Origin of the sequence: Mycobacterium sp., assembly GCF_052144515.1 — a bacterium.
Classification (GTDB): Bacteria; Actinomycetota; Actinomycetes; order Mycobacteriales; family Mycobacteriaceae; genus Mycobacterium.
Genome location: NZ_JBKQQD010000009.1, coordinates 1 through 20,627 on the forward strand (window position 1 = coordinate 1; position 20,627 = coordinate 20,627).

Consider the following 20,627-nt stretch of genomic DNA (forward strand, 5'->3'; position numbering starts at 1 on the left):
GCTGGTGATGTCGATCTCGTTCGCGGCGCTGACAGCCGCGCATGTGTCGTTCATGCGGATGTTCGGCCTGGGCCTGACGCTGGCCGTGTTGGTCGACGCCACGCTGGTGCGGATGGTCTTGGTGCCGGCATTCATTCATCTGCTGGGCACGTGGAACTGGTGGGCCCCCGAGCCTCTGGTCTGGCTGCACGAACGCTTCGGACTCAGCGACGATCAGCTCGACCGGACATCGGAGCCGACGCACGCGCCGGACCAACACCCGAAGCCCACTACACCGTCGGTGAGCGACATCGATTAGCCCGATTAGGCGTAAACCATGCCGATCCGCGATGGCGCCCCACGGTGTGGGCAAGCCGGATTCCCGGGCGGCAAGCGCTGACCAGCAGGACCGATAACACCTTGCCCCAGTCGCTGCGGTGGGCGGACTGCTGGGCGTGATCCCAGCAGAGCACTTATCCGAATCGTGCGGTATCCCTCCGGGGAACTACGAGGAGCGGTTCGCTGCGCACAATTGCCTGGGCGAGGTCTGGAGCCGAGGAGCTTCACGTTCGATCACAATGATGCTCAGGGTGTTCCCTCATTGGGGTGCCGCGCGTCCGTCGTGTCAGCAAACTTGGCGGTCAGTAGACCAGGACATGACGCAAGCCAGACTACGGACTCGAACTCTGACCGACGCCACGCGCAACTGCTCAGGCCGTCACGACGTCACTGGTCTGAAGCTCGCGCAACGCGGTCCGCAGGCCGCGACGTCTGCCGGTGTCGGGGTCGACACCGAAGCTCTCGCGAACGCCCTCACGGATTCGGAATTTCAGCTCCGAGTGGGTTTCGGGCGCGTCGTCGGAGGTTCCTTGGAGGAACTTGTTCGGGACCGAGAGCTTGAGGATTGTCCAGAACGTCTGCATGTACTGGTGCATTAAGGATCCGGTCGTGTACGGCAGGTCGTACTTGTCGCATAGAGCCTTGACGCGCTCAGATATTTCGGCGTACCGGTTGCTTGGCAGGTCGGGGAACAGGTGGTGCTCGATCTGGTAGCAGAGGTTGCCGCTCATGAAGGCCATCAGGGGGCCGGCTGTGAAATTCGCCGAACCGAGCATCTGCCGCAAGTACCACTTTGGTTGGGTCTCCGTTTCGTATTCTTCGCGGGTGAATTTCTCGGCGCCGTCGGGGAAGTGCCCGCAGAAGATCACCAGATACGCCCAGTAGTTGCGGATGAGGTTCGCTGTCGCGTTCGCGGCCAGGGTGTGTTTCCACCCGGGGCCCGACAGGGCAGGGAAAATGATGTAGTCCTTGCCGACCTGCTTGGCGACCTTCTTGCCGATCACGCGCAAGTCCTTACGGACCTCGTCCATGGATTTCTCACCTTTGCGGACCTTCGTTAATTCAACCCCGTGCAGCGCCACACCCCACTCGAAAAGCGTTCCGAGCAGCAGGTTGAAGACGGGGTTGCCGAGATACTCCGGTTTCCAGCGCTGGTCTCGGGTGACGCGCAGGAGGCCGTAGCCGACGTCGTCGTCGATCCCGACGATGTTCGTGTATTTGTGGTGCACAAAGTTGTGCGAGTGCTTCCATTGCACGCTCGGAGAGGTGGTGTCCCACTCCCATTCGGTGGAATGGATCTCCGGGTCGTTCAGCCAATCCCATTGGCCGTGCATGATGTTGTGCCCGAGTTCCAGGTTCTCGATGATCTTCGCGATGCCAAGCAGGGCGGTCCCGGCGACCCAGGCGACCTTGTTCCTGCTCGCCAGCAAGGCAATTCGGCCACCGACCACCAAGCCGCGCTGCAGCTGGATGGTCCTGCGCACGTACCGGGCATCCCGCTCGCCCCTGGACTCCTCGATATCGGTTCGGATCGCGTCCAGTTCGCGGCCAAATTCCTCGATGTCCGCCTCGGTGAGGTGCGCATACGCCTTGATGTCGGTGATCGCCATGCGGCGCTCCTAAATGTCGATGGTGCAGTCGCCGGATGCCGCAGAGATGCACGTCTGGATTCGATCGCCCGCGCGGTGTTCGGTCCCGGACCTGAGATCGCGCACGTAGCCTGATTCCAGCGGCAATACACAGGATTGGCAGATGCCCATTCGGCATCCGAACGGCATCTGGATGCCGAGGTTCTCGCCGCCTTCCATCAGCGTTGTCGCACCGTCGAGTTTGATGCTCTTGTCTGAGATCTTGAAGGTGACGGTGCCGCCCTCGCCGCCTTTGTCGGTGCGGGCAATGGCGAACCGCTCCGTGTGCAGCTTGTCCCGCATACCCGCTTCCGTCCAGACCTTTTCGACCGTGTCGAGCATGGCGGGCGGACCGCACGCCCACGTGGAGCGGTCTTTCCAGTCCGGGACGAGGCCGGCGAGCGCGGCGAAGTCGACCTTGCCCATGTCCGCTGTTAGCTGCAGGTGCAGCCGGTAGCCGGGCTGGGTGCGCTCCAGCGCACCTAACTCGTCGTGGAATATCTCGTCGCCGGCGGCGTGCGCCGAGTGGACATGCATGATGTCGGGACTCTCGCCACGCTGCCGCAGCGAGCGCAACATCGCGATCACGGGGGTGATGCCGCTGCCCGCGGTCACGAACAGCAACTTGGCCGGTGCCGGATTAGGTAGAGCGAAATCGCCCCTCGGGGCCGCGAGCCGAACAACCGTGCCAGGCTCGACACCGTTGACCAGATGTGATGACAAGAAGCCCTCGGGCGTGGCCTTGACGGTGATCGAGATCAACTTCTTGTCGCGCCGTGGGATCGACGTCAGCGAGTAAGACCGCCAATGCCAGCGCCCACCAACACGCACTCCGATGCCGAGGTACTGGCCGGGCTGGTAGTCGCCGGAAAAGCCCCATCCGGGTTTGATCGTGACCGTGGCCGAGTCTTCGGTTTCCTTGCGAACATCGACGACGAGGCCACGCAGTTCCCGCGCAGACCACAGCGGATTTAGCAGTTTAAGGTAGTCATCGGGCAGCAACGGCGTCGTCGCGCGAGCCACCAACCCTCGCAACACATTAACCGTCGGGGTCGACGCCGTCACGAGATTCCTTACCGGCGCCGCACTCCACAACCTCAGATTTCGCATCCTCGAACCCCAGCGTCAACCACCGTCAAGGCAGGACCATCGAGCTTGGCGGTCGCTTCTGTCAAGGTCCGCTGTTCGTGCCGGACCTGTTCTGTGCCGCCGCAGACCAAGCACACCGTGCGTTGGCATCTCGAGGATTGTCCGGGGTTCCTGCGGCTCGCGATGGGCTGTGGTGGACGGTGAGGCTGGTCTTGGATGGTGGCGATCGCTGCCTCGAGGGTGCTGGCGACGGGCAGCAAGGCCTGTGGATCGCAGATCCGCAGCAGCCGGGAGACTGCGTCACCGGATACCGCTGCCCAGCCGATGCCGGCGCGCGCGCAGCAGACGGAGACCCTGTGCAGCGCCGAGAAACCCTCGGTTCCAAAGAAATCCAGGTCGCGCAGATCAAGGATCAGCCCGCGGCAACGCAGGAGATGCCCCAGCGTGTACTCGGTCAGAGTGTCAGCGTTGGATGCGTCGATGCCGCCGTGGGCGCTGATCACAGCTACCGATGACCTGAGCCGACGACTGGCTAACCGTGCGGTGTGACCCTGCCACGGCTGGGAAAGAAAGCCGCCCTCCGGCAATACTGAGGGGGCGGGCGGAGCATCCATGGTGATCCCCGACATGCGGTTGTCACCGGTGTGTTCGGCGCGAGCTACTGCTCTGCGAGGACAGCGGCGGACGGCTGACCCCATACCGGACTGGTTGAGGGTCCCAACTTGGCTGACGATCCACTCCGCGGGAGCAATCGTCAAGACCTGTGGGAAGGCGCTCAGTCCAAGCGAATCGGAAGCGTGGCGACGATGGCGTCGGTGCGTGCGCGAACTGTTGTGGCCAGCAGCGGGCCGCGTTGGTTGTGCAGGATTCGGTAGCGTCGGCGCCGCGGTTCGATGTAGGCGAGCAAGACGATGACGAAGCGTCCTTTCTCGACTTGGGTTCGGACGAAACCGACGGCGGGTGCCACCAGGGTGCGGTGCGGGCTGGGCAGGACCCGTAGGTCAACCCCGGGGTCCCATTGTTTCCAGACCTCGCAGAGCCGGCGGGTGGCGTCGGGGTCGGTGTCGACGGCCACTGGGACCACTTCGTTGCCAAGCCGCATCGCGGCCTGCAACGCGCGCCCGGCGACGTTGCTGATCGTGACGACCGGCACGATGACCATCGCTTCGCCGGCGGGCCTCGGAATGGGTTTGAGCGGCAGCTGGCCCAGCCCCAACTGTTCGGCGACGTGATAGTAGTAGCGTTCGATCCGATCGAAGAGCAGCATCAGCCCGGGCACGATCAGCAACAGCAGCCAGGCCCCCTCGGTGAATTTGCTGGCGAAGAGCACCACTCCCGCCACGGCGGTGAGCACCGCCCCGGTCCCGTTGAGTGCGGCCTTGCCCACCCAGCCGCGGCCGCGTTGTTGCAGCCAGTGCCGGACCAGTCCGGTTTGGCTGATCGTGAACCCGATAAAGACGCCGATCGCGAACACGGGCAACAACCTGTGGGTTTCGGCACCGACGACAAGTAGCACCGCGGCGGCCAGCACGCCCAAAGTAGCAACGCCGTACCGGAACACGGGGCGTTCGGCGCGAAGCGTGAACAGGTGCGGCAGCCGGTGGTCCTTGGCCAGCAACTGCATCAGCACCGGCAGACCGCCAAAGCTGGTGTTCGCCGCGAGAGCCAACACCAGGGTTACCGACAGGTTGGTCACATAGAACGGCCACCCGGTTCCAAATGCTCCCGCCGAGAGCTGCGCGAGTACAGTGACGTCGCCGCGCGGTGTCACTTGATGCTTCCGAATCAGCGCGGCCAGGCCAAGAAGCATGGCTGCCAACAACACTCCCAACGCGACCTCGGTGTGTTGGGCCCGCTTGACGATGGGCGTCCGGAATTGGGGCACCGAGTTGGCGATTGCCTCGACGCCGGTCAGCGAGGAACATCCCGCCGAAAACGCCTTGAGAATCAACACCGCTCTCAGTGCCTCGGTCGCACGGATGGGGCCCAGATCCGCGCCGATAACGGCTACCGGATGCGGACGGATGAACCCGACGATCATGATGGCGAAGACACTGACGACGAACACCAGCGCCGGTCCCATCAGCACCTTGGCCGACTCGGCGATTCCGATCAGGTTGATGGCGGTGATCAGGGCAAGCCCGGCCAGCGTCACCGCCAGTAATTGATGGGCCATCACGGGAAAGACGCTGCCCAGACTGGCTGCCCCAGCCGCCAGACTGACCGCAACGGTCAGCACGTAGTCGACGACCAGGCTTGCCGCAGCCAACAGGCTCACCGTTCGGCCGAGGTCCTTTTTGGCCACTGCGTAGGCTCCGCCGCCGTTCGGGTGGACCGCAATCACCTGCCGGTACGAGACCACCAACACCAGCAGCAACACCGTGATTGCTATCGCGATCGGTAGGGTCAACCGCACTGAGGCCGCACCCGCGGCGACCAAAACCAGCACGATCGCTTCGGGACCGTAGGCAACGCTGGACAATGCGTCCAACGACAACGCGGCAAGACCGCCGATGGCCGTCAACCGATGCAGATCGCCGCGCAGGTGTCGCCGCACCCGGCGATCAGCAATCTGATCGGCCGGCCGTTCCCGCTTGGTGACTACCATTGTGCCGATTGAACACCCCGACGCTGCGACACGCGACCGCCACGTCGGAAGCGTTCATCTTGCGACCACCCGTCGGTGGGGCCAACGTACGCCCGTCGACGTTGGGCCGCTGGTAGGGGGACACCCTTGGGATGGATAAGTGAGATGGCTCCCTGTAGCCGAGGCGTCCTCCCTGACCGTGACCGCGGTCGCCGCGATCCCCGGTGTTCAGCGTCGGTGATTCGACATCAGCCTCAGTGCAAATTCAGAACAGTGGAGCACATGTATCCGTCCTTGCCCAAAGCCCAACCAGCAGGAGAACAATCGATGCCGACCCATGCGCCCCCGGCTCACAGCGTTGCGTGATCGAGGTCGGGCAGCGGACCTGGCGCCACTCGAAAGGGGGCCTCATGCGTGATTTCCTCTGTCCCAACTGCGGGCAGCATCTGGCGTTCGAGAACTCGATTTGTCTATCCTGCGGCAGCGCGCTGGGGTTCTCCCCGGACGACACTGCGTTGCTGATGATCACTTCGGGCGAAGACTGCGAGCGCGGCGGCGTGGTCGATTGGCGCCAGTATCAATTGTGTGCCAATCTCCATGTGGCGCCAACGCCGACGCTTCCTCGACGCCTACGTCACGTTGACGGCAGCCAGCGCAGCTCCACCGAGGCCTAGTGAGCCGGTCAGAAAAGTCGGCGGGAGGGGTAAGAAGCGTTCTGTTGACCGCTGCCGTTCATCCAATGTTTTCGGGGATCGGGGACCATTGCCTCTAGGGCCCGGTGTCGAGATCTCCGTAACGTCGGGGCCGACAAGGGACAGACGCCAGGTGGGTCGGCGCAGCCTCCACTGGCCGAGGTCACCACACGCACCACCACCGGGCGCCGCCATCTCGTCGGGCGTCGGCGGACGTCGGAGCAATCGAATACATTGGAGCGCCAGTGCTCAATACGGAGATCGACGTTGAACGCACGAGCCGGCGGTTGAGCAAGTTGCGCGAAGACGTAGACGACCTCCTGGCGCGATTGGCCACAGCTGAGTCACTGTGGTCCTGGTGGCTCACCGGTGTGGCGACCCAGAATCGATCCAGTGCCCGAAATATGTTGCACTACTGGGCAATTCGGCAATGTGATCTGCGCGACCTGCAGGCCCGCCTCGCTGCCTACGGGCTGTCCTCATTGGGCCGAAGCGAGCCCCACGTCGAGGCCACCCTGCTCTTGGTGAGGTCGGCGATCTGTGCCATGCTCGGTGACACCTGGCAACAGCCTGCGCTAACCGCCGCCAGCGTCGAGGACGGCCCCGAATTGCTCCGCTACCGAACGCAGCAGCTGCTGGGCCCGGAGCCGGTCGATCGCGTGACCCGCATCATGGTCACACTGCCCTCCTCGGCCGCAACCGACCCCGTCTTGGTTCGCGAGTTGGTGGAACGCGGCGTGAACATCGCACGCATCAACTGTGCGCACGACGATGCCGAGGCTTGGCGCTCCATGGCACAGCATCTCAAGCAAGCGGCCGAAGCGACCGGCCGAACCTGCTTGGTCGCGATGGATCTTGCGGGACCAAAGCTGCGGACTGGACCGCTTGAACCCGGGCCGCGCGTCGTGAAACTCCGGCCATCCAGGAACGCGCTTGGGCAGGAAACCGCTCCGGCGCGGGCATGGCTGACTGCGGCGGAAGACCCGATTGACCCGCCCGAAGCCGGCCTGGCGTCGCTACCGGTGTCCGGGCAATGGCTCAGCCGCCGCCACGACGACGACGTCCTGCTTCTGCACGACACTCGCGGCGCGAAGCGCAGACTGGTGCTGAAAGCCGTTGGCCAGAAATCAGGCGTCCCCGGCGGATTCGTCGTGACTGCCGACAAGACCACCTACCTCGCCACCGGGACGGTGCTGCACGTCCACGGCGTCAAGGATTCGACACACCTCGGAGAACTTCCGCAAACCGAACAGAGCCTTGTCCTGCATCGCGGAGACATCCTCGAGCTGACCAAAGATTGTTCGCCGGCACCGCTAGCCGCCGAGGGTATCCCGCGCATTGGTTGCACGCTGCCCGAGATCTTCGATCATGCACACATTGGGGAGAAGGTCCACCTCGATGACGGCCGGATCGGAGGCGAGATAGTCAGCGTAGGTTCTGGCGTGCTGAGGTTGCGGATCGACCACGCAGCAGACGCGGGGTCCCGCCTCCGTGCCGGCAAGGGAGTCAATGTGCCCGACGCCAACCTCCCGATCTCCGCCCTGACCGAAAAGGACCTGTCTGATCTGTCAACGGTGGTCGAGCTGGCCGATCTCGTCGAGATGTCGTTCGTGCGAGACCCTTCCGATGTCGAACAGTTGCTCGACGAGTTGAGCCGCCGCGGCGGTGACTCATTGGGAATCGTGCTGAAAATTGAGACCCGGCAAGCATTCGAACACCTTCCGCAACTGCTGCTTACGGCGATGCGGCATCCGCGCGTCGGTGTGATGATCGCGCGGGGGGACCTTGCCGTCGAGTGCGGATACGAACGCCTGGCCGAGTTGCAGGAAGAGATTCTGTGGCTGTGCGAGTCGGCGCACCTGCCCGTGATCTGGGCCACCCAAATACTCGAACAGCTCACCAAGACAGGGAATCCCTCGCGCGCAGAGATCAGCGATGCGGCAATGAGCGAACGGGCCGAATGCGCAATGCTCAACAAAGGGCCGCATATCAACGACGCCGTCGTCGTCCTTGACAGCATCCTTCGGCGCATGACGGACCACCACTACAAGAAGAACGCACTGCTGGGATCCCTGCACTCCTGGCACCCCGGCTCGCACCACGACCAGCCGTAAAGAACGTCTGTAGTGCCCACCCGCGAAACGCTCTGTGGTTCTTTGACGCCGACTGCTCAGTGCTAGAGCTCAGTCGATGTCGTCAGGCATGCGTGGGCGCCGGTGGAAGCAGCGCTACACCGTGGTAGCGATGCGGGTCGGGTAGCCGCCGACGGAGCACCATGTGCACGAGCACAAGCACCGACATCACCGCGGCGTAGATGCACCACAGTGACGTGAACGCCTGGTAGTACAGCACTGCGACCACGACGAGGCCCACCAGGTTGAGCACCCCGAAAGTCACGATGGAGGGGTAACCCGACATCAGTGCCGGGCCGATGACGGCCACGATGTAGAGCACCGCCCACACGATTTCGTACTGAACACCCGTCTGGTAGGTCAGACAGTGCGGGTGCGGGGTCACCCCGATCGGATCGGTGAAAACTACGAGCGCGAGGTACGTCGAGACGATGCCGCCCAGCACCACAAAGGGCGTCACCCGCAGCCGGGCCCCCTGCGGTTCGAGCAGCAACACCGAGAGCGGCAAGAGCGTCGGCAGCAACGGTAGCGCGATGAAGAGGTAGGCGAACACCGCCAAGTGGGCCGCCCCGGCGGAGATGTCGCAACTCGCGCCGATGTTTCACCTCACGTAGCGACAACACAGCGATGGGTAGCAGCGCGACACCAGCCACCAGGTCAGACGTCAGTGAGAAACACACTATTTGGACTGCTGCACAGTTTGTCCCTCGAGAACCAAGACGAACACATCCCGCCCCGGCACTAACCGAACCGCCGGGCTCGCTCCTAGCCCGACCATCATCGCCGCGCTGCTTCCAGCAATAGCCGTCGTTCGGCTGCGCCGACGGCGTGTCGCGCCGCGTCAACCGCATCGGGATTAACCGACACCGACGTGATGCCCTGCCGGACAAGATGTTCGGCGAAGGCTGGGTTGGTCGACGGCGCCTGGCCGCACAGTGAGGAGGTAATCCCGAGGAGGTTCGCCTTTTCGATGATCTGGGCGATGGCATCGAGCACAGCGGGATCGGACTCGTCGAACAATTCCGCGCACACGTCGGAATCGCGGTCGACCCCGAGCATCAGCTGCGTGAGATCGTTGCTGCCGATAGACACCCCGTCGATACCCATCCCGACGTACTCAGGCAGCCAATGCACCACCGACGGGACCTCGGCCATCACCCAGCGGTGCAGTCCGCGTTGACGGCCCAGCGGGCTCGCGTCGACCAACGACAGGCATTCCGCAAGCTCCCACCCGGTGCGAACGAACGGAATCATCAAGTGCACGTTCGGATTCTGCTCGCGCACCCGTGCGAGTGCTTCCAGTTCAAGCCGGAACAGATCAGGGTCCCGGACGTAGCGGTAGCAGCCGCGGTAGCCGATCATCGGGTTGTGCTCGACGGGCTCGTAGGTCTCACCACCGCGCAAACCGCGGAACTCGTTGCTACGGAAGTCTGTTGCGCGATAGACCACCGGTCGTGGCGTGAATGCGGCGGCGATGCGACCGACCGATGCCACCATCGCGTCGACCAGCTGTCTCTGCTCACCGTGCGCCATGAGGTCACGGGGGTGCCGTCCGCCTAGTGCTTCGGTCAGCATGAACTCGGCACGCAACAGGCCGACCCCATCGACATCCTGTGCCGCAACGCGTTCCGCGGAATCCGGCATCGCGAGATTGACATATATCTTGGTTCCGGTGACTTCGGCGGCGCCGGTGGCCGCCGCCGGTCGGTCAATTGCCGACGTCTGCTCCGTAGCGTCCGGGCGATCCACGTGAACCTTCCCGTGGGTGCCGTCAACCGTGACCATGGTGCCGTCCCGAAGATCGGTGGTCGCGGTCCGAGCGCCGACAATGCAGGGCACCCCTACTTCGCGGGCCACGATCGCGGCGTGACACGTCATGCCGCCGGAGTCGGTGACGATCGCCGCCGCCCGCCGGATGGTGGGTAGCCAGTCGGGATTGGTCATCGGCGCCACCAATATCTCACCGTCGACTAAACGGTCACCCAAGTCCGGTGTGAGCAGTACCCGCACCACTCCGGACGCGACGCCGGGCGCGGCGGGTAACCCGCGCGCCAACACGGTGGTCTGATCGGTATCAGCGGTGGCGACGCTGCCGTGCGTCGTGATCGGCCTGGCTTGCACCAGCCACGTCTTGCCGGCCGAGATTGCCCACTCCACGTCTTGCGGGCCGCCGTTGTGCCGTTCCGTTGCGATCGCCAGGCTGGCGATCCGTCGCAATGCGGAGTCGTCGAGAACGCGTGATTCGGCGGCGTCTTGGTCTAACTCGACTGTCCGATCATGGCCGTCGGGGCCGCGGACGATCTTGAATGTCTTTGCGGCCGATGCGGGCGTCGAGCACGTTCAGGTTGTCCTTGGCGACGACGTAGGTGTCGGGTTCCACGCTGCCCGACACGACGACCTCACCTTGTCCGAACGCGGCTTCGATGACGACGCGATCCAGCGCGCCGGTGCTCGGGTCCGCGGTGAAGGCCACGCCCGCCTGCTCGGCAGGAATCATTAGTTGCACAACGACGGCCATCGCGGGATCAGCCGCGAAGCCCCGGCTGGCCCGATACGTGATAACCCGGGGGCTGAACAGCGACGCCCAGCAGCGCTGCACCGCATTGATCAGGCCGTCGTCGCCGGTGACGTTGGTGATGGTCGCGTTCATCCCGGCGAACGACGCGTCGCGGCCATCCTCGCCCGTCGCCGACGAGCGGACTGCCACAACCGCTGCGGGCCCGAGTCGTCGGTAGGCGGCCAACATCCGATCACGGACGTCATCGGTGATGCCGGCCTTGAATGCCAAGGACTGCATTCGATCGCACAGCTCACCAAGTTCAGAACTGTCGCCGACTTTCTCCAAGGCCTTGCGGTGGGCGGCGGCGAGTTCCTCACTCACTCCGCCCGCTCGCATCGAGTCCTGGTAGCAAGCCCGCAGCAGCACGAAGCCGGGCGGCACCGGAAGCTCAGCCGCGACCAGCTCACCCAGATTCGCGCCCTTGCCGCCGGCGTCTTCAGCGTTTTCGATCCGCAAAGTCGAGATGTCGCGGACGTAATCGTCTGTTCGCATTTGGCTCTCCTCGAGGACGCCCGCGACCGGTGACTGAGGTCGATTGACGGGTTCACCACATTTCGCCGACGGACGCGCTTCGGTGTTGGCCACTTCGCTAGCTTCCATCACTGACTCGTCGGGCCGGAGGGCCCTAAGTCACCGATCTATCTGCCGGATGTCATCACGTGCCGGAGTTGGGGGACCGTGTGGCCAGGGAATTTGGTCATCCCAGCGGTCCAAAAGTGCCGACCTCACCTCAATCGCTCCCCATTGAGGTCGAAATGCTGGTGAGCGCTACCCCGATGTGCCTGTTTGCCGGCTCATCGTGCGCGATGTAGAGCGCGGCAGTGGTGCTGTTGGCCCGCGTGCCCGTCATTGTTGCCCGCGAACCGCTGGCCTAAGTGTGTTATCTGACAGGTTAAGCTACGCGAGGCCCGGCATCCGGTCGCTGAGTTCAGCGCCTACGAACGACCCCCGGACGCGGGACTTCGGTCCCTACCGCCGGCCGTCGGTCAACTGGTCGAATTTAGGTGTCGCTCACGACAGCCCCGAGAGAGCGGAAACCATGCCAGTGAAGGCGCCGACGAGGTCGGGAACCGCAATTGTGACCCAGACGATGAATCCGGGGCTCGGAGAGCAGCTCGCCGCGGCACACGAATTCGTCGACCGCAGCTGCGCTCAGGTTGTCGGCGTGTCACTCGGGTCTAAGGGCGCCCTGGTCGCCACACCAACTGCAAGTCAACATTATTCGCCGGCAACGATGCCTTCCGGTAGCGGCGTGGGCGCCGGTGACGCCATGGTCGCCGGCATCACGGTGGGGTTCAGCCGCGGTTGGCAACTCGACAAGGCGGTGCGGCTGGGCATCGCTGCCGGTGCGGCCATGCTGCTCACTCCCGGCACTGCACCCTGCACCCGTGAAGATGTCCAGCGGTTTTTCGAGATTGTCGCCGACCCCGTAGACATCGACGCGCCGAGGCGCAACGACGGGAAACCGCGGCCTGCAACCGGAGACCAATGGTTGTCCCCTCAAGCAAGGACATCGCTATGACGCGGCGGGTCACCCTCGACCCGCGCTACTACGACGCCGTGATCTTCAACCTCGACGCTGTGCTGACCGACATTGATGGTGTTGCGGCGGTCGAGTCGACGATCAAGCTGGCGCAAAAGTTACTCGACGTTGGGGTCGCCACGGCGGTATACGCGTTGCGCCCGGGCGGTCAACAGATCTTGAAAGCCGCTGGGATTGATGACCTTTTCGGTGTCTGTGTCGATGGCGTCCCTGCCGCGGTCCTCTTCGAAGCCACCCGCCGACTCGCTGTGCGTGCGGAACGGTCCGTCGTCGTCGACGACGCCGGTGCCGGGGTGGCGGCGGCCCACGACGGCGGTTTCGCACTCGTCATCGGTATCGACCGCGCCGGGCCTGCCGACAAACTACTGAGCTGCGGCGCCGACGTCGTGGTTGCGGGCCTCGACTACATCGCTGTTCGCACGGGTGACAGGCAAATGTCGAAGCTCCCCGATGCGGTGCTGTCATACGGCCAGGTAATCGGTGTTCTGGGCGCCCGAGAACCGGTGATTTTTCTCGACTACGACGGAACCTTGTCCCCCATCGTTAACGATCCCGGCGCCGCCACCCTCGTGGACGGAGCGGCCAAGGCGCTGGAAAGCCTGGCGGCGCAATGCCCCGTCGCCATACTGAGCGGCCGCGACCTCGCCGATATCCGCACCCGGGTACCGATACCGGGTATCTGGTACGCGGGCAGCCACGGCTTTGAGCTGACGGGACCGGACGGCACCTATCACCGAAACGAAGCGGCTGCCTCCGCCGTCGGTGTCCTCGAGCGTGCGGCAGCCGAGTTAGGCGAGAGCCTCGCGGAGATTCCCGGAGTACGGGTGGAACACAAGCGCTTCGCCGTCGCGGTTCACTACCGCGAGGTCGCACCGGAACACATCGGCGAGATCGTTTCTGCCACACACAAACTCGGACAGCAAGAAGGCCTACGCGTGACGAACGGGCGCATGCTCGTCGAGCTGCGTCCTGACATCGACTGGGACAAAGGGACCACGCTCGCCTGGATTCGTGATCGCATCGACGCTACGGGTTCCCTGCTGCCCATCTACATCGGCGACGACCTCACCGACGAAGACGCTTTCGACGCAGTCCAATTCGACGGGATCGGGATTGTGGTGCGGCACGACGAGGATGGCGACCGCAAGACGGCCGCCCGTTTCAGTCTGCAGAATCCCGATCAGGTGCGGGAGTTCCTCCAGCGCGGGTCGAATTGGCTGGCGAACAAACACCAGACGTCGGCCAAGGCTTGGGATTTCACCTTTGAGGGGTATGACCCGCAGACCGAGAAGCTTCGTGAGTCATTGTGTACGTTGGGAAATGGCTACTTCGCCACCCGCGGCGCCGCGTCCGAATCGAAGGCCGACCAGGTGCACTATCCGGGCACCTATGCCGCCGGGGTTTACAACCGTCTCGTCGACGACGTATCGGGTACCACTATCGACAACGAGAGTTTGGTCAACCTTCCTAACTGGCTTGCCCTGACCTTCCGGGTCGACGGCGGCAGCTGGTTCGACATCGACGCGGTCAGGGTGCTGTCCTACCGGCAGACCCTCGACCTTCGCGGCGCGGTACTGACCAGGGAGGTGCGCTTCTGTGACGACGCCGGACGCACCAGTTCGCTCACACAGCAACGGTTCGTCGCGATGCACATGCCCCACGTCGGTGCCCTTGCAACGACGATCGTCGCCGAGGACTGGTCCGGGACAATCGAGGTTCGCTCGACGCTGGACGGCAACGTCACGAACTCGCTGGTCGAGCGATACCGGGACTTGGCCAACGATCATCTCGGGTTGGTGGAAAAGCGGGAGATCTCTGACCACTCTGTGCTGCTGACAGTTCAGACGACTCAATCGCGCGTTCCCATTGCCATGGCGGCGCGAAGCATCGTGTGGCGTGACGGGACTCCCGTCCCGGCTACCTACCGCCTCGTCGACGAGGCGGCCGAAATCGGTCACGAGATCGCCGTCGAAGTGTCAGTCGGTGACGCGTTGACGGTGGAGAAGATCGTGACCCTGTTCACCGGGCGCGATGTGGCGACGTCCGAACCCGCTGTCGATGCCCAGCGCTTGCTGAGCCGACTCGGCCGGTTCGCCGAGTTGCGCGACGGGCACCTGAATGACTGGGTACATCTGTGGGAGCGGCTGTCCATCGAGTTCGAAGACTTGACAGACGAATTGCGCATCCTGCGACTGCATCTCCTGCATCTGCTGCAGACGGTTTCACCCAACAGTTACGACCTTGATGTCGGGGTGCCGGCGCGCGGACTGCACGGTGAAGCCTATCGCGGGCACATCTTCTGGGACGAGCTGTTCATCTTCCCGGTACTCAACTTGCGAATGCCCATGGTCACCCGGTCGCTGCTCGGATACCGCTACCGGCGCCTGCCCGAGGCACGTCAGGCCGCCAGGGCGGCGGGCTACTCCGGTGCGATGTTCCCGTGGCAATCCGGCAGCGATGGACGCGAGGAAAGCCAACGCCTGCACCTCAATCCGCGCAGCGGCCGGTGGAACCCCGACTCGAGCGCTCGTGCGCACCATATCGGCATCGCCGTCGCCTACAGCGCCTGGAAGTTTTATCAGGTCACCGGGGACCTCGCCTACCTGATCGACTATGGCGCGGAGATGCTGGCCGAGATCGCACGCTTCTGGGTGAGTAGGGCCACCTACGACCAAGAACGCGATCGCTACAGCATCCGAGGCGTCATCGGGCCCGATGAATTCCACTCGGGCTACCCCGACGCGCCTTACGACGGTATCGACAACAACGCGTATACCAACGTGATGGCGGTCTGGGTGATCATGCGGGCGTTCGACGCACTGAAACTCCTACCGCTGCCGAACCGACTCGATCTACTGGAGACACTCGGACTGAACAATGCGGAACTGGCGCACTGGGATGAGGTGAGCCGAAGGATGTACGTCCCGTTCCACGACGGCGTCATCAGCCAGTTCGAGGGATATGGCGAATTGGAAGAACTGGACTGGGACGGTTACCGGCGGCAGTACGGCAACATCCAACGCCTGGACCGCATCCTCGAGGCGGAGAACGACGACGTCAACCGGTACAAGGCTTCCAAGCAGGCCGACGCGCTGATGCTGCTCTACCTGATGTCGGTAACGGAGTTGGGTGAGCTACTCGACCGGCTCGGCTACCGCTTGATGCCTGACAAGGTCCCAGAAATGGTTGACTACTATTTGGCCCGCACGTCGCACGGGTCGACGCTCAGCGGTGTGGTGCATACCTGGGTACTTGCCCGGGCCAACCGCGATCGTGCAATGGAGTTCTTCCAACAGGCGCTGAAGTCCGACGTCTCCGACATCCAGGGTGGCACCACGTCCGAAGGCATTCACCTGGCGGCCATGGTCGGCAGCGTCGACCTCGTGCAGCGATGCTTCACCGGGATGGAGACCCGGTCCAACCGCATCATCCTCTCCCCGCACTGGCCGGAAACACTTGGCGTGCTGGCATTCCCGATCCACTACCGCGGTCTGCACCTGCACCTGCGGGTCAGCGGAAAGGGCGTGATCATCAGTGTGGATCCACGCGATGCTGCCGGAGTCGAAGTGGAATGCCGTGGTCGAGTCGTTCAACTGATGCCCGGCACCACTGTCCGATTTCCCGGCTGACCGTTGCCGATGCAGTTGGGTCCACCCGGATCTCCTACGTCGGCCTGTGATCGGGACAGTCCCACGAACAGATGCGCCAGCGGCTTTGAGAGGCGCCGATCGACGACTCGACGGCCCTCTTGGCACCGCCAGTTGGACGCCCACTCCGGGGTATGGGGTCAGCCGGTTTTGGCTGGTCGAGTTCCCGCCAGGCACCAGTGGGGCTCAGCGACGCCTGCTGCGGTTGTGGCGGGCTTGGCTGACTTGGAGGGGCGCTGCTGTGGCTGATTCGGAGATTTGCCTCGGCGGCATCGTCAAGTCCCGGGATGGCGATTGGGATTTCGACGACCGTGTACCTCGGCGCCGGCGCTGTCACGCGTGCCCTGGCAGGAGGGCTGCGGTTGCAGGTCCGCACGCTGTGGGTGGTCGTGGGTGACACCGATTGCCGAACAGCCGGCTGGTCGGGAAAGCGATCCTGCCGCCGTGACCAAAGCGGGCCCCACCCGTTGGATGCGGTGGGTGGGACCGCAGGTCGACGAGGTGTCTGGCGGCGGCAAGAATAGTCGAGTGCCCACGTTGACTCGCATGCATCACGTAAGTGTGCCGACCAGCGATCCGCTGGCCAGCAGTGACTGGTATGAACGGGTACTCGGTTTCGCCACCCTCTTGATCGAGGAACACGAAAACGAAGTGGTGGCCATGCTGCTGCAACATCCGTGCGGTGCCCGTCTGCTGTTGCGGCGCGTCGACGTGCCGCTGGCCGCATTGCGCAAATATCCGTTGTTCGCTTTGAGTGTCGCGAGCTACACCGAGCTGTTGCGCTGGGAAGAACACCTCACTACGGTCGACGCCGAACACAGCGCGGTACACCCGGCGCATCTGGGCTGGGCGCTGACCGTCACCGGCCCGGACCTGATTCTTATCGAGCTCCGCACGGACGATGGACCCAGCGGCGAAGACGAGTAGGTGCTCGCATGCCGCACAGCCAACATGGGTGCCATCGCGTAACCGTTGCCGTCGCTGCCGACGGTGACGCGCACGGTTCGAACCGTAAGGGGAAGTCAGACATGGTTCTTCCACAGGAGCTCATGACGCGACGCGGCGTGACCGTGCGGGCACCGCATAACGCCGCCCGTGAACGGATTCAGTGTTGGGCAGTCGCAGCGCGAAAGGCGAACTCGGCGCGCCGTCTGGGAGCGCTGACACCGGAGTTATCGGCAGCGATAAGCGCTGGCCACGGCGGTTCGTCGTCACCGATGCCGTCAAGCTCCAGCGCTGCCAGCACGATCGTCTGCCCACCTTGATCGGCCCGCCGATGTCCTTCCCACAACATCCCGTCGGTTGTGCCCACCCCGGGTGGCGGCGCCCGGATAGATGCCCACCCGTCCCGCGCCATCAACAAGCCACAGTCCGCGAAGGCCGTCGGCTCACACCCCACAGACAGCACACCGAAGAAGCCGCCCAGGTCCGGCCACTTCGGCGGTCGTCATGGCTGGTGATCTTCTCCCCGCCATCCGCCCACTTGCCAAACCGTCGGTTCCATACGAAGTGTCGCAAGTGAAGGGTGATCACGATGAGCGGCGAAATGTCGTCCGGTTCGACACCGTCTCCGAGTCGAGGTCGGCTGCGGCTGTATCTCGGCGTTGCCCCCGGGGCAGGAAAGACCTACGCCATGCTGGCGCAGGGCCAGCGCCTGGCGCAGCGGGGAGTCGACGTGGTCGTCGGGCTCGCCGAGACCCATAGCCGCACGGACACCGAGGCCATGCTCACCACGATCGAGCAAATCCCGCCCGTCCACCTCCGCTACCGCGGCTCAACCTTCGATGAGCTCGACGTGGACAAGGTGTTGGCCCGACGTCCGGCGGTGGTGCTGGTCGATGAACTGGCCCACACCTGCGTGCCCGGCAGCCGCCACGAGAAACGCTGGGAAGATGTGGAAGAACTGCTTGGCGCCGGCATCGATGTAATCACCGCGCTGAACCTGCAACACATCGACAGTCTCACCGACGCCGTCGAAGCGGTCACCGGCGTCGCACCACACGAGACAGTGCCCGACGCGGTGCTGGCCGCCGCCGACGAGATCGAGTTCGTTGACATCACCCCCCAGCAGTTGCGCGCCCGCATCGCCGACACCCAGATACTGGCGTCCGGCGCCACCCCGCAGGCGCTGACCGGCTTCTACACCGCCGAACGGCTGGCCGGGCTGCGCGAACTCGCGATGGGGTGGCTGGAGCAGCGCGATCACGTCGTCCCCGCCGCCCAGGTCGCGCTGAGCCGGGCATCGGCAGGGGTTGCCTCCCAGCGGGTCGTCGTTGCGTTGACCGGCGCTCCCGAGGGCGAGCACGTCCTGCGGCGAGCCGCGCAGATCGCCACCCCGATCGGCGCCGAGCTGATCGGAGTCCACGTCCGCGAGCCCAGCGGCCTGATCCAGGCCGAGCCCGCATGGCTGACCGGCCAACGCCGACTGCTGGGCGAACTGGGCGGACACTACGCCGAACTGGCCGGCATCGATGTCGCGTCCGCCGTGCTGGATTTCGCCCGCAACGAGAACGCTCACCAGTTGGTGTTGGGTGCAACCCGACGGTCCCGCCGCCAAGAGCTGCTGCACGGCTCGGTGATCAACAAGGCGATCCGAACCGCCGGCCCGGTCGAGGTGCACGTCATCCCCGCCCGCAAACCACCCCGTCAAAGACCGACGATCAGGCTAAGGATCCCGTCGCTGCGGCAGGTCCCGCTTCCCGGGCTGCGCCGCCTCGCCGCCTGGACCCTGGGGGTCATCGCGCCCGTCGCGCTCACGATCGGCCTCACCCCGTTTCGCTCCTCACTCGGGCTTGCCGGGGCGCTGCTGTGCGATCTGCTCGCGGTGGTCTGCGTTGCCCTGCTCGGCGGCGTTCTGCCTGCCCTGCTGGCCACCACCATCGCCGTCCTGCTGTCTGACTACTTCTTCACCCCGCCGCTGCACACACTGCGCGTCACCAATCTGGTCGACGTGGTCGCCCTGATCACCTTCGGAGTTGTGGCCGTCGCGGTCGGAGGGCTGGTCGACGTCCTCACCCGCCAAGGGGTTCGCGCCGCCAACGCCGACGCCGAGGCCTGCAACCTAGCCAAACTCGCAGCCGACGCGATGGCGTCCCCTCGCGACCTCGCCGACGCCATCGGTTCGATCCGGCGAGCCTTCGACCTCGACGCCGTCGCGGTGCTAGACAAAACCGATACCGGCTGGGAGGTGGAGACCGTCGTCGGCACGACCCAACTGCGGCACCCCGATCAGGCGGGCTATCAGGTCCAGATCGGCCCCGGACGCGTTCTCGCCATCGTCGACGCGCCGCGCGCTGACCGCGACGCCGCGCCGCTGCAAGCGTTCCTCACCGAACTGCGACTCGCCAGGGAACGCGCCCTCCTCGTGCCGCGCACCTAAAGTCTTCAGCAATCCGGCGCTACTCGTCGGCATCGCGGCGCAGATTGTGTTCGCCCTGACGCTGGTGTACACGCCGTTCCTGCACCCGCTATTCGGCACGGCCGCACTTTGAGCCGGCCAACTCCCGCTGGTAGTCCCGTTCCCGTTCATCGTGTGGGGCGCCGACGAATTACGCCGACTGTGGCGAAGACGCGGCGCACCCCTGCCAGAACCGCCCCATAAGGGAAACCCACCCGCGGGCACAACGCGCCCGGTCGCTTGGACCGGATCGCGGCTATGGGCGTCTGGTTGACAAGCGATCATCGGGTCGATTACCTCGTTAGCCGAGCGGAGACGAGGGCGGCTTTGCCGCCCGGCGGCAATGTCGTTTGGAAGCTCCACCAACTCGTAGTCCGGAATCAGGCGATCCCGCTCTTCGAGAAGCACTGCCAACTCCTGGCGGGCCACGTGTGCACCGAGACAACGATGGGGGTCTGCCCACCATAAGGTCCTCGCCGTCGACCGACACGTCGTGCGGTGACCGTCCCAGGACGGAGTCGTGTTTGAGCAGGTGCGCCAGAGCCTTTGTTGTCCGTGAGGTCGTTCACCGCGACGATCTCGATGTCGGTGGTGCCCGCCGCGTGTTGTACGTCCACCGCACGGAAGAAGTTTCGGCCGGCACGCCCAAAACCGTTCACGCCCATCCGGATCGCCATCGTGATCTCCTCATCAGTTTTTGCGGTCTGGCCAGCGCATCAACTGCATGTCACCTAGGTTCTGACGACGCTTGAGGTCGAGCAGCAGAGGACAAAGCCCTCGCTTTCCTGCCCGCCATTCTTCCCAGTTCATGATCCGGAGTCTCGTACTCAACGCTGGTGCGGCCGAAGGGGGTGGGCTACCCTGCCGCCGCGGTGGGCTGGTGAGCATGCATCCATGCTGCTGAAGCAACCTCCCGTTGGGCCGTTACCCATTCGAGTGACCTTCGGCTCTGGCACCGTGCGTGCCGCCGTGGGAGGTTGGCATTTGTGGCGCTATCGAAGATACACGCGGGCACCGGAGTGCTCGACCGACGA

At 64.4% G+C, this 20,627-nt stretch carries 12 protein-coding genes and 5 pseudogenes; 9 read left to right on the top strand and 8 right to left on the bottom strand.

Translation table 11 applies throughout. The features are described 5' to 3' along the window. Window positions 1-298, top strand: a 298-nt coding sequence (locus tag ACLP9N_RS00325; protein ID WP_442405534.1) for an MMPL family transporter, incomplete at its 5' end; no start/stop codon positions are given. Window positions 299-689: 391 nt separating this feature from the next. Here the strand turns inward: ACLP9N_RS00325 and ACLP9N_RS00330 are convergent. From ACLP9N_RS00330 to ACLP9N_RS00345, 4 genes are all read right to left on the bottom strand, one after another. Continuing rightward, window positions 690-1,928, bottom strand: a complete 1,239-nt coding sequence (locus tag ACLP9N_RS00330; RefSeq protein WP_442405535.1) for a fatty acid desaturase family protein — start codon at window positions 1,926-1,928, stop codon at window positions 690-692. A 9-nt stretch (window positions 1,929-1,937) separates the two neighbouring features. Beyond that, window positions 1,938-3,056 (bottom strand): ferredoxin reductase, encoded by a 1,119-nt coding sequence (locus tag ACLP9N_RS00335; RefSeq protein WP_442405536.1) that lies wholly within the window; start codon window positions 3,054-3,056, stop codon window positions 1,938-1,940. Next, complete coding sequence (locus ACLP9N_RS00340; RefSeq protein WP_442405537.1) at window positions 3,044-3,538, bottom strand: STAS domain-containing protein; 495 nt, start codon at window positions 3,536-3,538, stop codon at window positions 3,044-3,046. The genes ACLP9N_RS00335 and ACLP9N_RS00340 overlap by 13 nt, the downstream gene beginning before the upstream one ends. 272 nt (window positions 3,539-3,810) lie before the next feature. After that, the gene (locus ACLP9N_RS00345) at window positions 3,811-5,643 is read right to left on the bottom strand and encodes an APC family permease (protein WP_442405538.1); all 1,833 of its coding nucleotides are present in this window, start codon (window positions 5,641-5,643) and stop codon (window positions 3,811-3,813) included. A 389-nt stretch (window positions 5,644-6,032) separates the two neighbouring features. Between ACLP9N_RS00345 and ACLP9N_RS00350 the strand changes: the two are divergent. Further along, window positions 6,033-6,227, top strand: a pseudogene (locus tag ACLP9N_RS00350) (zinc-ribbon domain-containing protein); the annotation flags it as partial. 332 nt (window positions 6,228-6,559) lie between these two features. Continuing rightward, window positions 6,560-8,428, top strand: a complete 1,869-nt coding sequence (locus ACLP9N_RS00355) for a pyruvate kinase (protein ID WP_442405539.1) — start codon at window positions 6,560-6,562, stop codon at window positions 8,426-8,428. A gap of 82 nt (window positions 8,429-8,510) precedes the next feature. Here the strand turns inward: ACLP9N_RS00355 and ACLP9N_RS00360 are convergent, their stop codons facing one another. Together ACLP9N_RS00360 and ppsA are read right to left on the bottom strand one after the other, a co-directional pair. Next, a complete protein-coding gene (locus ACLP9N_RS00360; protein ID WP_442405547.1) occupies window positions 8,511-8,999 on the bottom strand; it encodes a DUF6629 family protein in 489 nt (162 codons plus the stop codon). A gap of 224 nt (window positions 9,000-9,223) precedes the next feature. Further along, a pseudogene (gene ppsA / locus ACLP9N_RS00365) lies at window positions 9,224-11,498 on the bottom strand (phosphoenolpyruvate synthase). A 616-nt stretch (window positions 11,499-12,114) separates the two neighbouring features. Here ppsA and ACLP9N_RS00370 point away from each other — a divergent pair. The 5 genes and pseudogenes from ACLP9N_RS00370 to ACLP9N_RS00390 all read left to right on the top strand — a co-directional run. Further along, a pseudogene (locus ACLP9N_RS00370) lies at window positions 12,115-12,528 on the top strand (PfkB family carbohydrate kinase); the annotation flags it as partial. Beyond that, the gene (gene otsB, locus ACLP9N_RS00375) at window positions 12,525-16,178 is read left to right on the top strand and encodes a trehalose-phosphatase (RefSeq protein WP_442405540.1); all 3,654 of its coding nucleotides are present in this window, start codon (window positions 12,525-12,527) and stop codon (window positions 16,176-16,178) included. The pseudogene ACLP9N_RS00370 and the gene otsB, both read left to right, overlap by 4 nt. A 46-nt stretch (window positions 16,179-16,224) precedes the next feature. Continuing rightward, window positions 16,225-16,410: pseudogene (locus tag ACLP9N_RS00380) on the top strand (DUF6611 family protein); the annotation flags it as partial. Between the two features lie 25 nt (window positions 16,411-16,435). Then, window positions 16,436-16,720, top strand: a complete 285-nt coding sequence (locus ACLP9N_RS00385) for a hypothetical protein (protein WP_442405548.1) — start codon at window positions 16,436-16,438, stop codon at window positions 16,718-16,720. After that, the gene (locus ACLP9N_RS00390) at window positions 16,641-17,123 is read left to right on the top strand and encodes a VOC family protein (RefSeq protein ID WP_442405541.1); all 483 of its coding nucleotides are present in this window, start codon (window positions 16,641-16,643) and stop codon (window positions 17,121-17,123) included. The genes ACLP9N_RS00385 and ACLP9N_RS00390 overlap by 80 nt, the downstream gene beginning before the upstream one ends. Window positions 17,124-17,301: 178 nt before the next feature. Here the strand turns inward: ACLP9N_RS00390 and ACLP9N_RS00395 are convergent, their stop codons facing one another. Beyond that, the gene (locus ACLP9N_RS00395) at window positions 17,302-17,553 is read right to left on the bottom strand and encodes a hypothetical protein (RefSeq protein ID WP_442405542.1); all 252 of its coding nucleotides are present in this window, start codon (window positions 17,551-17,553) and stop codon (window positions 17,302-17,304) included. 177 nt (window positions 17,554-17,730) lie between these two features. On the opposite strand from ACLP9N_RS00395, the gene ACLP9N_RS00400 reads away from it, so the two are divergent. After that, window positions 17,731-19,575: a DUF4118 domain-containing protein gene (locus ACLP9N_RS00400; RefSeq protein ID WP_442405543.1), complete on the top strand. Its 1,845-nt coding sequence runs from the start codon at window positions 17,731-17,733 to the stop codon at window positions 19,573-19,575. A 478-nt stretch (window positions 19,576-20,053) separates the two neighbouring features. Here the strand turns inward: ACLP9N_RS00400 and ACLP9N_RS00405 are convergent. Further along, window positions 20,054-20,270 (bottom strand): annotated as a pseudogene (locus ACLP9N_RS00405) (glyceraldehyde 3-phosphate dehydrogenase NAD-binding domain-containing protein); the annotation flags it as partial. Window positions 20,271-20,627 lie beyond the last annotated feature (357 nt).